Below are 14,904 nucleotides of genomic sequence, written 5' to 3' on the forward strand. Positions count from 1 at the left end.
CACCCTGGCGACAGCAACCTTTTTCGCCCGGGACCGCATCGCGTCCCCATCTTTCTTATTCTGCCACTGCTGCGCGTTCGGGCGAAGCGCCGCCAACTCCACCGCGTGCTCCTCAGTCAGCGGCCCCCGCTCCGCCAACGCCTCCAACTCCGCCACCCTGGCGACAGCAACCTTTTTCGCCCGGGACCGCATCGCGTCCCCATCTTTCTTATTCTGCCACTGCTGCGCGTTCGGGCGAAGCGCCGCCAACTCCACCGCGTGCTCCTCAGTCAGCGGCCCCCGCTCCGCCAACGCCTCCAACTCCGCCACCCTGGCGGCAGCAGCCTTTCGCATCCAGATCGACGTCAGCCGACCACGCGTCCAAGTCGTTCTGATCAGCCCCAGTCCACCCCGATACTCCCTCCGGCCCCGCAATCCTTTCGGCAGCAGCCTTTCCGGCCCGGTACCGATCCGCGTCCGCTTCCTTCTTTTTCTGCCACTGCTGCGCCTTCGGCCGAAGCTCCGCCAACTCCGCCACCCAGTCCCTCAACGCCTTCGAGATCACCTTCGACGGACGCCTGTCCGCCGGACGCCGATAGAACCGAAATCAACAGTTACACCGAAAACTTGACAGCCCCTCCCACGGAAACGGCTCACCGAAAAGGCCTGTCAGGGCCTTCACCCTCAAACAACTCAACGGAACCCTCCCAGTCGTGATAGTCGGAGAGGAAATCGGCGAAATCAAAACCCCCGGCAACCGACCCAGCATCGCTGGCACCCGCAGCATCGAAACGCGCATCACCAGACAAATAACCGGCCTGATTCACCCCCCGCACAAACCGATCCCCAAACTCCCCTACCGCACCCACCGCATTCGGCCACACCGCATCCCCCGCAAACGGGTCACCGAAAGGTCCCCTGTCAGGCCCTTCGGCTCCGAACAACCCAACGGGATCCGCCCAGTTGTGGTAGTCGGGGAGGAAGCCGGCGAAATCATCCGCTCCGGCATCCTGTCCCAGGAACGCGGGCCCCACCCACCCCGGTCTCCATCACCGCCCGGTCATGTTTCCTCCGCACCCGCTGCGCCGCCTTCGGCCGGAGCGCCGCAAGCTCCGCCGCCTGCTCCTCAGTCAGCGGCCCCTGCTCCGCCAACTCCTCCAACACCGTAACACGGGCGGCAGCACCTTCCGCCGCTTCGCCCCCCCGGAACTCTCACCGGTCTCCGCCTGTGTCCTCTTCGTGCCTTTCGGGCCGGTTTTCCCGGCCGCCGACCCGAACGCACCGGGCTGACGCTTCGGCCCCGCCACCTCGGTGGGCAACCCGGATCCCCAGCCCTGGCTGCGCAACCCAGAACCACTGGACGGCAACACCACCATCCCCACTGGTTCCGCTCGGCTGGAGCTCCGCCAGCTCCGCCTCCTGCTCCTCAGTCAACTCCCCCTGCCCCGCCAACTCCTCCAACTCCTCAACCCGATCGGCAACAGCCCTTATCGCCCGGTGATACCTCGCATCATCTTCCGTCTTCTGCTGCTTCTGTTGCGCCACCTTCGGCTGGAGTTCCGCCAGCTCCGCCTCCTGCTCCACAGTCAACTCCCCCTGCCCCGCCAACTCCTCCAACACCACAACCCGACCGGCAACAGCCTTTCTTTTTTGGTACCGCTTCGCGTTCTTTTCCTTCTGTTGCTGTTTCCACCGCGCCACCTTCGACTGGAACTCCGCCAGCTCCGCCGCCTGCTCCACAGTCAACGGCCCCTGCCCCTCCAACTCCTCCAACACCACAACCCGATCGGCAACAGCCTTTCTTGTTTGGTACTCCTTCGCGCTCCTTTCCTTTTTTTGCTGCGATCGGCTTCGGCCCTTTTCCCCTGGTAATGCTTCGCTCTACCTGCCCTCCCTTGCTCTTTCTTCTTCGCCACCTTCCGGTGGAGCGCCGCAAGCTCCGCCGCCTGCTCCTCAGTCAGCGGCCCCTGCTCCGCCAACTCCTCCAACACCACCGCGGTCACCGTGGCAGAAAGCAAGTTGTCAGCGGAACTCGAGTCCGCACCGCCACTCAGGTCACCAGCCAGGTAACGGACCAGTTTCCCCCGCAACTCCTGCACCTGCTGATCCCGCAGGTTCGGCGGGCTCGTCATCAACTCGTGTGCCATCACATCCCGGAACGGCTGCGACTCCTTAAGAGACCCCAAAACCTCATCCGCAGCAGCGTACACTCACGGGCTTCCCGGGAAGCCCGTGAGGTCACGTTGGAGGAACCCGATGCGGTGGTGGGGGCGGTGTCACCGGGAGGCCTACTACCAGGCCAGGACAGACGCCGTCGCGCGCCGTCTCGTTTCGGACGTCGTTCCTGGATCGTGTCCGGTACCGGCTTCACCCCGTCGCCGCCCGGCTGGATCCAGATCTCCGCCCGTGCCGGTCCATCGACATGCAGAAACGGCAGCGGTGCAGTCAGTCCGACGTCGTCAGTCCCGGAACGGGCGTCCCTGGGGAGGTCCTTGTGCGCACGGTCCAGCGTGTCGTGCAGATCGTGTGTGACGGGAGAGAAACCGGGCCCGGCGTGTGCCGTGTCATCGGATTGTGCCGTGTAGACGATCGTGCAGACGTGCATCGTTCACTTGCTGCGCCACAGTTTCCGTTATGCCTCCCGTAAGGACTGGAGCGCGATCGCCAAGGACCTCAAGCCGGTCTACACCGCGCCCTCGGAGCAAGCGGCGCTGGACCGGTTCGCCGAGTTCAGCGAGAAGTGGGAGGCCCGGTACCCGGCGATCGTGCGGCTGTGGACCAACGCGTGGGCGGAGTTCGTGCCGTTTTTGCAGTTCGACACCGGAGATTCGCACGATCATCTGCACGACCAACGCCATCGAGAGCATCAACGCGCGCATCCGCCGCGCGGTGAACGCTCGCGGCCACTTCCCCAGCGAGCAGGCTGCCTTGAAGTGCGTCTATCTCGCAATCATGAGTCTTGATCCCACCGGAACGGGCCGCAAGCGCTGGTCCAACCGCTGGAAGAAGGCCCTCACAAGGAGCCCCTCCGCACGTGCCTCGTCTCGCAGCAACCGTTCGACAGCAGCATCGTCCCTCAAACCACTAAGCACCTTGCCAACCGCCACCCGCCGCCATAGCACCTGCTGTGCTTCAGAAGTCTTGTTTTCAGGCTCCGGAGCCACCGTGGCGGAAAGCAGGTCGTCGGCAGTACTCGAGTCCGCACCGCCACCCAGGTCACCAGCCAGATAACGGACCAGTTTCCACCGCAACTCCGGCAACGGCTGATCATCCCGGGGGGCCGTCATCAACTCGTATGCCATCACATCCCGGAACGGCTGCGACTCCTTAAGAGACCCCAAAACCTCATCCGCAGCAGCGTACAAACCGTCCACGACACCATGACCTTGCTCGTCAGCCAACTGCCGCAACGCCCGACCCGCATCCGCGAACGCCCGCTTTACCGAACTAACCCGAGAAATAACGTCCAGCGCTGGATCATCACCGACCCCGCGCACCATCGCGAATCCGACGACGCCGCAGCAACATCAAGACGATGCGAATCCCCATGTCCGGCGACGGAGTCCACATGGGAATCCCCATCGCGGCCGGGACTCCCACTCGGCGTCGGCTGCCCTGCGGGCACACCACCATCGGAGTCCATGACAGAACCGGATCTGCCAGTCTCCGGCAGCGCGGCATCCGCGGGCACACCAGAAGCATCTGGGGTCACCGCTGGTGAGTCCGGTGTCTGCGAGGCATGCACCCCCAGCGGCCGGTTCCCAGGCACATCCACACCATGCGCCCCGGACACTCCAACTCCTCCAACACCACAACCCGATCAGCAGCAGCCCTTTGCCCCTGGCGATACTTCGCGCGCCTTTCCTTCGATTGCTGTTTCTGCTGCGCCACCTTCGGCTGAAGCTCCGCCAGCTCCCCCGCCTGCTCCTCAGTCAACTCCCCCCGCCCCTCCAACTCCTGATCACCCCGGCATCCGCCGCGCCCTGGGGCACCTGCACCCCACCTACATCCGCCACCGCCCAATCAAGCCACGCATCCAGATCGACATCAGCTGACCACCCGTCCCAGTCGTCCAGATCAGTCTCAGTCCACCCCGACACCCCCACCCCGGTCTCCGTCACGTCCTGGTCCTGCTTCCGCCCCGCGACCTTCGACCGGGGTTCCGCCAACTCCACCTCCTGCTCCACAGTCAGCCGCCCCGCCCCCTCCCCCTCCTCCCACACCGCACGACGGGGCTTCTTGGCCAAGCTCCTATGAAGTCACAAACGCCCGTCCGGCCGCGTGCGTGGTGACGCCCGGCGGGCCGACAAATCCCAAACAGGACAGCCGAGACGTCAGTCGTGAGTCGGGTCAGACCCACCCGCAACGTCACCACGAACATCATCACTGACATCTCCTATAAGGGGATCTGGGGCTACGCCCCGCTGCTGGTCACGTTGGCCAACACCCGGGAGGTGCTGTTCCTGCTCAACCGGGCGGGCAATGCGCCCAGCCACCTGGAAGCGGCGACGTGGATCCGCCTCCTGCTCCTCAGTCAGCGGTCCCTGCGCCGCCAACTCCTCCAACTCCGCGACCCGATCGACAGCAGCCTTTAACCCCTGGCGATACCTTTCATAATCTTCCGTCTTCTGCTGCTTCCGCCGCGCCACCTTCGACCGGAGCTCCGCCAGCTCAGCCGCCAGCTCCTCAGTCAACTCCCCCCGCCCCGCCAACTCCTCCAACTCCGCAACCCGATCGACAGCAGCCCTTCTCCCTTGACGACACCTCTCGTTATTTCCCGCCTTCTGCTGCTTCCACTTCGCTACCATCGACCGGAGCTCCGCCAGCTCCGCCGCCAGCTCCTCAGTCAACGGCCCCCGCCCCGCCAACTCCCCCGGAAACACCCCCAACAGCAGCGGGTTCTTGCGGCCCAACAGCAGCGGATGCGTCCACCTTCCGCCGCTTAACCCCCCGCGAACCCTGGCCAGCCTCCCCCTGCGTCCTCTTCCTGCCCTTCGTGCCGGCTCTCCTCGCCACCGGCCCGGACTCACCACCCCGACGCTTCGGACCCGTCACCGGCAGCCCAGCCCCCCAGCCCTCGCGCCGCAACCCAGAACCACTGGGCGGCAATACCACCTCCGCAGCCGCTTCCGCCCCCGACATCGGAATCACCCACACCCCGGCCGCAGCCAGGACATCAGCGGCCTCGGCGACCTCCCCCTTCTGCGCATCCAGCAGATCCACCCCAATTCACCCGAAAACGCGCATCACCAGACAAATAACCGGCCTGATTCACCCCCCGCACAAACCGATCCCCAAACCCCACCACACGCCCGGCACCCGGCCACACCGCAGCTTCCGGAGACGGGTCACCGAAAGTGCCCTCGCCGGACAGCCCGACCGAACCCACCCCGTGGTCGTCGCTGTACTCACCAAGGAAACCAGCGAAACCGTCCCTCCCGGTGCAGTGGCCGATCTGCTGGCCATTGGGACAGCCGAGACGGTGCGCAGATAGGTTCGCCAAAGCGAGATCGACACCAGGGCGCGTGCGCGTATAGCCTCTGAAGAGTCTGCGGAGTTGCAACGGCTGCACCGAGAGAACGCGTAACTAGGGCGTGACAACGCGATTCTCAAGGCGGCATCGGTTTTCTTCGCGGCCGGGATCGACCGGTCACATCGCTGATCGCGGAGTTCATTGCAGAACACCAGGACCTCCACAAGGTGGGCCTGTGGTGGGGTGTCGAATCGATCCGTGCCGCGCTCCTGAACTTGGTATGAATGCCCGACGCCCGACGCAGCGGTCATACAAGTGAACGTCTCCGGCCCCACCTGGACGATTCGTCTTGAGCGAGCTTGGCAAATCCAGCCAAGAAACCTCGTCCACGGCCTCCGGAACCCGCCGTGGGGCCGCCAGCAGAAACCAACGTTCCTAGCCAAACATCGCCCCTCACGGATTCTCGTCATGCGCGCGTTCGGCGTCGCACCCGCGACATCAGAGCGACACTGCCAGCAAAACACGACATTCCACCGGAAGTGTGCCCCCTTAACCCTGCCAATAGAAGAAAAGGGGCATCGGTCTCTCTCCGGCTCCAAGGCTCGGAGCCGACCACCGGGCCCGTGAGTCGTTTCTGGTAAAACGCGATCACGTCAGGGTTGCCGCAGTAGCCGCCGTCGGCCATCACCCTTCGACCAGCCAGTTTCGGGGTGATGCCGGAGACCGGTGGACGGTCGTGCCCTTTTGGCGGAGATCCGCGAGCGCGGGGGTCAACACACCCTCAGCAATGTTTAGCCACGCAGACCCGGTGACCTCCACGCCGTTGTTCAGAGCCGATGGCGCCTCTTCGAGAGCGAGTTCGGCGCCAACGCCCAGGCGGAGCGCGCCCGCAGGGACATGTTTCGTGAGCTCGATGACACGCTCAGGTTTGCGGTCGAGCCGGTAATTCGCGGTACGGATGCGCGCGTAATCGCGCAGTTTCACGTCTAGGCCGAAGGCGGTCGAGAACAGTGCAACTCCACCCATGACGGCGCGTGCATCTTCATGGGGCGACTATCCAGCGATCCGATGAGCACCAGGTGAGGCGGTGACGTCGGCTTGACGTCCATCCCGACATCTCCGGCAATAGAGGGGTCCGTCCTCGCCAGGAAGCCTCCCAGAACCCGCCGACAGTCGGCAAGGTGGATGCAGGCACGGCTGCGGGACCTCACATTCCGGGCAACGAAGATCCGCCTACCCGCCAAGGTAGCTGTGACGGGCGTCTCGCCGTAGCCCGTCTTGGGCTGAAACGGGGGCAAAAAAGGTTACACGAAAGGTCAGTTCTCCTTGCGACGGCCACTATCGGCACGAGTTTCAGGCATGGTTGGTTGACAGCGCCAAAACAAAGAGGGAATCCCCGACGAGGATCGACCTGCCAGCCGAAGCCGGGCACGCGGTGCAGCGGCGGCCGGAGTCCGAGATCGCGGATGCCCATGAGCATGCCCGACGGTGCCATACGTTGGGCAAGGAACACGCGAGCCTGCTCCATAATGTCTGGATTGCCCGTTTATCGGATGGGCGGAGGCGTTTTGCCCTAGCGGCACAAGAGCCCTGAGCAGGCTGTTTCGGTTCTATAGGCGGCGTGGAGACGACGTAGAGAATTCGTGAAGACTGCCTTCGCACACTGGGACCACATCGTCACGGAGCGTGTGGGAGATCCTGATGGACCAAGTGCGAGTGGCTGTGCAGGCAGCAGACCCGATCACCGTGGCCGGCCTGACGAGTTACCTGAAGTCGCGGTCGGAGTTAATCCTTGTGCCGAGCCCAGCTGAAGCCGACGTGATCGTATTCGCTGCGGATCCCGTCAGCGCGAAGGTGTTGGCTGATCTGCGACAGTCGGCACAAGAGGTGCCGGTTCCTCGTGTGCTGGTGACGAATGAACTCGATCCGTCCAATGTGCTCAGGGTGGTCGAAGCCCGCGTGGTGGCAGTCTTGCCGCGGACCGCCGCGACCGGGACGCGACTGATCAACAGCGTGATCGCCGCGGCCAAAGGCGGCGCCGTAATGCCGCCCGACCTGCTGGGCGAGTTGCTGAAGCAGGTCGACCACCTGCAGCGCGAGGTGCTGACGCCGAAGGGTTTGAACGCTTCCGGGCTGACCAACCGCGAAGCCGACGTGCTGCGCTTGATGGCCGGCGGGCTGGACACCGCGGAGATCGCGCAGAAGTTGTGCTATTCGGAACGGACGGTCAAGAACGTCATCTACGGTATGACCAGTCGCCTCAACCTGCGCAACCGGCCACACGCGGTGGCCTTTGCGATGAGGGCCGGAGCGATCTGATGGGTACGCGGATAAGGGCAATGCCGATTTCGTCCCGGCGGCGGCAGGCTCCGAAATAAGCGTCGCAAGGCCGTAGCGCAGGAGGAGAACTAGGGGCCCATCAGGGACACTCTTCCCGCGAGAACGACTCGCCGCGTGCTTCCCTACAGTGACGAGCAGGGCTGCGACCGCGAGCTCACGATCACGTTCGTCGGCCGCCAGCTGGTGTTGACCGCACCGAGCCGGTTGCACCAGGTGTGACGGCGAGGCCCGCCGGTAGCTAGGCGAGCGACGATGCGACCCGCGTGGATTGGGCAGCAGGCCGCCCGGCCACGCGCGGGAGCAAGCAGAACTGGCTTTAATGGTGCGCACGCACCGTGCTGTCCACGGATATGGCCCGAAGGTCGGCGCTTGTGGTACGCAAGCGCCGACCGCGGTGCATCGGACGCCGCTCACGCCGCAGGCCACGACGGACTCGCCGAGTTAGCCGGCACGCCACAACGGGCGACGCCAAACCACCTCGCTCATCGCCCCGCCCGCCTGGCGTGCTTAGCCAGATCGTGGCCCCGACGGACGATCAAACGTATGGTGACCTGATTGGCTTTCGGCCGGCAGAACACTAGGCCGTCCCAGGCGAAATCGACGGGTCCGGCCAAGCGAGAAACAGCCGAGAATGGGCATCGGTCTCGCTCCGGCGCCAAGACTCGGAGCCGGCCCGTAAGCCGTGCATCTTCTGGGTTCAGTTATAAGAACGCCCAAGGACTCACGGGTTCTGCTCAACGACGCGCAGCGCGAGTTCCGGAACGTGGTAGATGCGAACGCCGTCGACCCACAGCGAAGCGTCGGCCACCGCGAAGCGGCCGTCGGGGTCCTCGCCGAGTTCCAGCACGTCCAGCTCGACTGTCACTGTTTGGTTGGCCGGCGTGACCTGTCCCCGGTACTTCCAGGTCAGCGGCCGATCGGTCACCAACGAAAACCGCGGGTCGGTCAGGCCGTCGCCCAGCCCACGGTCGATCAGGTAGAACCTCAGCAGCTGGCACATCGCTTCCACCCCCAGCGAGCCCGGTTGCACGGGGTCCTGGAAGAAGTGGGCCTTGAAATACCACTCGCCGGGCCGGACGTCCTTCTCCGCCACCACTCGGCCGAGCCCGGCCTTGCCGCCGTCGGGCCAGTATCCGGTGATGCGATCCAGCACCAGCAGCATCGGACCGGCCAGTCGCAGCGAGCCGTGCCCGTCGCAGGGAACCAGCTCCCGACACGAGTCGCCGGATAGTCGCTCGCCTCTCGTGGAGGGCAGGCCGACTTGCTCGGCGAATGCTTGTGCGGGAAAGAACCCGAACACGCTCGAAGCATGCAGCAACCGTTGCCCATCGGCCTCGACGTCCACAGCGAAGGAGACGATGATCGTGCCGTAATACCGGGAAATGTCCAGCAGGGTGACCGTGGTGCGTAGCGTCTGCACCGACTGGTCCACCTCGCCGAGAACAGTGGCGCTGCCGTCCAGATTGCGGAATAGAAGGTCCTCTTCGGACGACAGCGTGCATCCCGTGTAGGAGGCGAACCACCCGCACGGCTGCAGCGCCACTTCCATCAACACCGCCAACGGCATCACCGGATACCCGTTCTCCGCCCAGTACCAGGCATCCACCGGCAGGTCGTATTCGGCGACAGCGTGACCGCCTGCGGTCATCGCGCCCTGCGGCACGTCGACCGAGACGATCCGCGAGATGAAGTGGTACGGCGGCCCCGGCAACCGCGCCGAACGCCGCACGCCATCGAACGGGGCGAACGCGGGGCCGAACGCATCGGTCGGCTTGCCCCAGGCCGATGCGAGAAGCCCGGAACGGCCGAAGATGCCGCTGCCGACTTCGGCATCCGGAGAGGGAACCAAGGTCGCCAGCGGCCAATCCGGCACCAGGCGCAGCCCGACTCGCCTCGCGTGGAACGCCTTGACCCCGTCCACCGTGCACAGCACATCGGCGGTCAGGGTCGGTACCGGGCCCGCCGAAACTTCGGTGACGAAAACTTCGTAGGTGATCGACCGGCTGTCCGGGGTCACCTGGCCACGGCAGCGCATGGCCACCGGCTCGCCGGTCACCGGCTCGAACCGCCAGCCGTCGGCGTCCACGGTGTGCCCGAGTGCCGCAAGGTAGAAGGCCATTGCCTGCAGGCAGCCTTCGTACATCAGGGTGCCGGGCATGCACGGGTCGTTCTTGAAGTGGCCTTCGAAGAACCAGTCGTCGGCGGAGACCGGTGTTTCCGCCCGCAGATAACCGCGTTTCCACGGACCGCCAGCCGGATCGAACTCGGTGACCTCGCGCAGCAGCAGCATCTTTCCGTCAGCGATGCGCGGCGTGCGGACGTGCGCCTGGGTGCACAGCCATTCCGTGCCGAAGCAGTCGTCCGGCCGCCCAGCCGCGAATGCGGCGACCTGCTCGGCGGAGAAGCTGCGCGCCGAGCACAACACCTGCGGTTCGTCGAGCCATCGAGCGGGTTCCGGGGTCTCGTCGGCCGGATCCCACAGGACGCCGCTGGTGTCGGCAAGCTCGTGGTCGCTGAAGAACCCCGCCTGGCCGCCCCGCACGCTCAGCCTGAGTTCGCCGTCGACCCGGCAGTCGTAGTGAAAGAAGAAAAGGCGCGTGCCACCGTGGTCGCCGTGCCCGTCGATGTGGATGTCGAAGTCGAGCGTCTCACCGGGCGCGGGTGGGCTGCCGTGAAAAGTCAGCTCGCAGCCCAGCAGCCGGTACACGCGTTCGCCGCGGTTGAGCAGATCCACCCCCATCCAGCTGATCAGGAGCAAGTCCGCCTGTCCTGCCTCGATCATCAGACCGGCTGGCATGCGCCCGGTCGGATCGAGATACCACGCATCGGCGGTCACGTCGGTCTGGGTCCAGATCGTGCCGGTCCCCAACCGCCCGCGCGGCGCATCGATCCCGGTCACCCGGTCGGCCAGCAGCATCGGAGGCTGGGGCATCCGGACCTGACGCCGAAACCCGTCCTGCGCCCGGAACTCGGGCCCGAACATCTCCGAAATCCGCCCACTCGCCAACTGCACAAGCTGCTCCCGACCGAAAATTGGGCCGCTCAACTGCCCGGTCGGGTGCTGGGTCAAGGGCGCCTCTGAGCAACGTACCTGGTCAACGGTGCCCTGCACCTCGTTCCGACCGGGCGTACCGGGTCGGCTCATCAGGACCATGCGTGATTTTTCGAGCAGGGCGAGGTATTGCTGATGTACCTGGGCATGGCTTTCGAGGAACTCCTGGTGCGTCGAAGCGACGATGCGGTGCCATTCGCCGTCCGCGTGGAGTGTCGCCCTCCCTACCGGAGTCTGGGCGGGTGCCGGAGCCTGGACTGGCAGTGGCGGCTCGCCGGCCGGATCCGGGACCGGTGCCAACAGCTCGCCCACTGGAGGAAGCACCGGTGCCGGATGCATTCGCTGCTCCGGGTGCGGTTCCGGTAGCACGATCGGCGGTGGATGTGCCGCGGTGGCGAAGGCCTCGACCACGGGGCGTGGCGCGGGCCGACCGGTCGCCAGCGCGCCGAGGAGCCGTTCGTGGTCGACGATGACACCCGCTGCGACCAATTCCGCGACCGCGCGTGTGAGCTGGCGCAGACTCCGGCCGTCAGCCGAATCCAGGGCTACGGCCACATGTTCGCGGTCGCCGAGAATGCGTTGAATCCATCCTGTGCACAGTCCACGCGGCCCGTGCTCGATGAACACCCGGACCCCGTCGCGCCACGCCCGCTCGACGGTCCCGATGAAATCGATTGTGCCGACCGCCTGGGCGGTCACCGCAGCCGCGGCATTCTGCTCGGTCACCACGTACGGCTCGGTGGTGGCGCAGGAGTAAAAGCGCAGGTCCGGCAGGTCGAAGGTGGGCCTGCGGTGCAACTCCCGATACTGGTGCCGTACCTCGTTGACCTCCGGGACGTGCGCGGCGATGTCGTAGTCGAGCGGCAGTGCGTTCGGTTGTCCCAGCCGCCGCAGCGCACGCTGGCAACCCTCGGATTCACCGCCGAGAACGCTCACCCCGGGCGTGTTCATCGCCATCAGGTGCACGGCCGGTTCGTCGGCGACGGCCTCGCGGACGGCTTCCGCTGATGCGCTGACGATGTAGGCGGCCCATTTCTCGCCCGTAACGCCGTTCCGCCGCCACACCCGGCGAACAGCGGCGAACTCCCCGGCGAGCGCGCTGGTCAACACCACGGAGTCCTCGACCTCCGCAACCAGGCGCGGTACGTCGCGCCATGCGCCCATCGCGACCAGTGCGCTGGATTCCCCCGAGGAATAGCCGATGACCGCGGTGGGTTTCACGCCGAGCAAGCCCCGCGTGATCTCCGTGTGCAGCTGACCGAGTACCGACGCACCCCAAATCTGGTCCAACGCACGAGGCGCCGTCCCGGCGAACGCCCATCCGATCAGTTCGGTCAGCGACCCACAACGCTGTTCGACTCGTTGCCGGATATCCGGCAGTGCGAGCATGACCTCTCGCCCCATCCGTGGGTAGCTGGCGGAACCATTGGAGAACACGAATGCTGTTTCGCCCACAATCGGTTCGGCCCGGAACGCCACCCCTTCCGGCTGGAGGCCCTGCCCGGCCAGCCAGCGTTCGGCGGCCCCGATCCGATCTTGTAGCTGAGTATGGTCGGCGGCCAGGACGACCAGTCGCGCCGGGCCCAGGTCGGCCTCCCGGCCCGCTCGCGCGGATGCGAGGGCAGCGGCTGCATCGGCGCCGGAAAACACGTGCAGTCTGCCGCCCCCATCGGCGATCCACGAATCCACGGAGTCAGCACGGAGTCCGAGATGTCGCTCCTGCGCCCCCAGCGTCGACACCGCCACAGCCGCGCTCCGACTGCCAACGGACGGATCGGCCGGCTGGTCGACACGCGGTATCGCCCCATGCCGCACGGCCACGGCGGCACACGCCACAGCAAGCAACCCCTTGGCCGCATGCGGCACCCCGAAAACCTCGGCGGGGTCAAAGGATTCGCTGGATAGATGAGCCACCTGATTCTGCTGGTTCGCAATTTCAATGGAAATCGGATCCCTAATTTCCATTGAAATTGCACCGTCACCCACGACGAGGCCAACGTCCGGCTGGGGGGCCGTGAGGACAGCGAGTACGTCGTCGCCGTCCCGGCGCGCGTCGTCGAGGCGTTTGAGGACCAGCACGACGGCTGCATCGCCGGGTGGGACGTCGATGTTCAGGTCTGCGAGAGCTTTGCGGTGGACCTGCTCGTGGGAGAGGTCGACGGCACCGACCAACACCGCATCGGCCTCCCGCGAGCGCAAGGCTCGCTCGCCGATTTCGAGCGCCACCAGACCGGATGCTTCCTCCGCCGAAACGGTGAAGCTCGGTCCGGCAAGGTCCAACTGGGCATTGATCCGGTTCGCCACGACGTTCGGCATCGTGCCGACGACCGCGGGAGCGTCGAGTACCGGCGCGAAAGCGTTCGGATACTGCTCGCGTTGCTCCGATTCGCTGAGGTTGCTCGCCACGCGTGTGCGGGTCGGATAGCGGGCCACCTCGGCATCGCAACCCATGCCGATCAGCACCATCGTCCGATCCCGAACCAGACTGACATCGCGCACCGCCTCGCGGGCGGCTTCCAGAATCGACACCTGCTGACCCAGCGACTTCTGCAGGTCCGCTGGTGGCACGCGAAGTTGCGGGACAGCGACCGCGTAGTCGACGGCACGGCCCAGGCGAGGGATCCCACGAAGTAGAGCATCGCGGAACTCGTCGAAGTCCGCGCAGTCGGCGACTCGCGCGCCGATCGCGACGATCGCGACCTCATCGGGTCGCGAGTGCGAAGACCGGTTGGAGGCGGTCTTCGCACCCACGACGACGTTGTCGCCTGTCCATTGTTCGAGGACCAGGTGGGCGTTGTTGCCGCCGAAGCCGAACGCGCTAATTCCGGCGCGGCGGTGGCCTTCCCATGCTTCGGCTTCGTGCAGCAGGCGCAGTGGGGTGTGACGCAGCGCTTCGATCGGCTCGTCGGCTCCGAGCGTTGGAGGGCGAATGCCGGCGTCCATCGCGGCAAGCACCTTCAGCACACCGGCGGCTCCTGCGGCCGTGATGAGGTGGCCGGTGTTCGACTTCGCCGAACCGATCGGCAGATCCCGCGCCCCGGCGAAGGCCCGCGATGTGCTGCGAACCTCGACCGCATCGCCGAGGCTGGTACCGGTCGCGTGGCACTCGAGAAGCGACACCGACTCAGGCGGGATGTCAGCGTCGGAATAGGCCTGCTGGAGCGCGCGAACCTGGCCCTCCTCGGTGGGCACCAGGATGCCCTTCGACCGTCCGTCGTTGGACAGTCCTACACCGCGAATCACGCCACGAATCCGAACGCCCGCGGCGAGGGCGTCGGACAACCTCATCAGGGCGACGAAGGCCGCACCTTCGGCCGGGACCAGACCGTCGGCATCGCGGTGAAAGGGACGGCTGCGTCCAGTAGGGCTCAGTGCGGACAGCGCACTGAACGCCTGGTGGATCGCGAGATCGTCGGTCCGGTTGACCGCGCCCGCCACCATGAGATCCGCCGTGCCATCGTGCAGGCGATCGCACGCCAACTTGATCGCGTAGAGGGACGAAGCGCACGCCGCGTCCAACGCGAACGCGCCCGCACCCAAGCCGAGCGCGGCCGCCGCGAAATGCGCCGGGACACCGGAGGAAAACCTGTTCAGCGCGCTGGGTTCGGGCCCATCGAGCAGGCCGGACAAAACCGCCCGGACAGCGGGCGTCTGGTCGGACAACCACACGCTCTCGGCAAAACGCACCATGCCGTCCGTGGGCAGCGACAGATTGCCGAGCACCAGTCCGGCGCGTTCGTGGGGCTGGTCGACGCCTGCTTCCCCCAGCGCTTGACGCGCACCGTGCAGTACCCAGCGATACGACTCGTCCAGCACGTCGATCCGCGCGGCATCGACCTGTAACCCACCGGGATCGAAGACATCGGCGAAGCGGGAGACATACCCGCCGACGTCACTACTGATGCCAATTGGCACGTCGCCGGCCGACAGTCTCCAGCGGCCTTCGGGAACCCGGGTGAGACTGACACGGCGTTCGATAACGTTGTCCCAGAACACATCCGGGTCAAGTGCGCCCGGTAGTACGCACCCACGACCGACGATGGCGATCGGCTCGAACACG

Annotated in this window: 8 protein-coding genes and 3 pseudogenes; 3 read left to right on the top strand and 8 right to left on the bottom strand. The window is 65.8% G+C overall.

Annotated features, from left to right (window positions below; translation table 11 throughout):
* From SSPN_RS0134330 to SSPN_RS60900, 3 genes and pseudogenes are all read right to left on the bottom strand, one after another.
* Positions 1–333 (bottom strand): annotated as a pseudogene (locus tag SSPN_RS0134330) (hypothetical protein); the annotation flags it as partial.
* A 299-nt stretch (positions 334–632) separates the two neighbouring features.
* The gene (locus tag SSPN_RS0134335) at positions 633–1,013 is read right to left on the bottom strand and encodes a hypothetical protein (protein WP_029536013.1); all 381 of its coding nucleotides are present in this window, start codon (positions 1,011–1,013) and stop codon (positions 633–635) included.
* 178 nt (positions 1,014–1,191) lie between these two features.
* Positions 1,192–1,755: a hypothetical protein gene (locus tag SSPN_RS60900; protein ID WP_420188569.1), complete on the bottom strand. Its 564-nt coding sequence runs from the start codon at positions 1,753–1,755 to the stop codon at positions 1,192–1,194.
* Positions 1,756–2,567: 812 nt separating this feature from the next.
* Here SSPN_RS60900 and SSPN_RS52735 point away from each other — a divergent pair.
* Positions 2,568–2,994: pseudogene (locus SSPN_RS52735) on the top strand (transposase); the annotation flags it as partial.
* On the opposite strand, the gene SSPN_RS58000 reads toward SSPN_RS52735, so the two are convergent.
* Both SSPN_RS58000 and SSPN_RS0134365 read right to left on the bottom strand, forming a co-directional pair.
* Positions 2,919–3,479, bottom strand: a complete 561-nt coding sequence (locus tag SSPN_RS58000; RefSeq protein ID WP_029536014.1) for a hypothetical protein — start codon at positions 3,477–3,479, stop codon at positions 2,919–2,921. The pseudogene SSPN_RS52735 and the gene SSPN_RS58000 overlap by 76 nt on opposite strands.
* Positions 3,480–3,911: 432 nt before the next feature.
* Positions 3,912–4,226, bottom strand: a complete 315-nt coding sequence (locus tag SSPN_RS0134365; protein ID WP_237710897.1) for a hypothetical protein — start codon at positions 4,224–4,226, stop codon at positions 3,912–3,914.
* A 93-nt stretch (positions 4,227–4,319) separates the two neighbouring features.
* On the opposite strand from SSPN_RS0134365, the gene SSPN_RS57235 reads away from it, so the two are divergent.
* On the top strand, positions 4,320–4,574 hold the full coding sequence (locus SSPN_RS57235; RefSeq protein ID WP_010313964.1) for a hypothetical protein: 255 nt from the start codon (positions 4,320–4,322) through the stop codon (positions 4,572–4,574).
* 1,497 nt (positions 4,575–6,071) lie between these two features.
* On the opposite strand, the pseudogene SSPN_RS63090 reads toward SSPN_RS57235, so the two are convergent.
* Together SSPN_RS63090 and SSPN_RS0134375 are read right to left on the bottom strand one after the other, a co-directional pair.
* A pseudogene (locus SSPN_RS63090) lies at positions 6,072–6,173 on the bottom strand (IS5/IS1182 family transposase); the annotation flags it as partial.
* On the bottom strand, positions 6,137–6,478 hold the full coding sequence (locus SSPN_RS0134375) for a hypothetical protein (protein ID WP_010313968.1): 342 nt from the start codon (positions 6,476–6,478) through the stop codon (positions 6,137–6,139). The pseudogene SSPN_RS63090 and the gene SSPN_RS0134375, both read right to left, overlap by 37 nt.
* 675 nt (positions 6,479–7,153) lie before the next feature.
* On the opposite strand from SSPN_RS0134375, the gene SSPN_RS0134380 reads away from it, so the two are divergent.
* Complete coding sequence (locus SSPN_RS0134380; RefSeq protein WP_029536016.1) at positions 7,154–7,771, top strand: helix-turn-helix transcriptional regulator; 618 nt, start codon at positions 7,154–7,156, stop codon at positions 7,769–7,771.
* A 742-nt stretch (positions 7,772–8,513) separates the two neighbouring features.
* On the opposite strand, the gene SSPN_RS0134390 is transcribed toward SSPN_RS0134380, so the two are convergent.
* Positions 8,514–14,903: a type I polyketide synthase gene (locus SSPN_RS0134390; RefSeq protein WP_010313974.1), complete on the bottom strand. Its 6,390-nt coding sequence runs from the start codon at positions 14,901–14,903 to the stop codon at positions 8,514–8,516.
* Between the last annotated feature and the right edge of the window lies 1 nt (position 14,904).

This window comes from Saccharopolyspora spinosa NRRL 18395 (assembly GCF_000194155.1).
In the GTDB taxonomy this organism is placed as follows: domain Bacteria; phylum Actinomycetota; class Actinomycetes; order Mycobacteriales; family Pseudonocardiaceae; genus Saccharopolyspora; species Saccharopolyspora spinosa.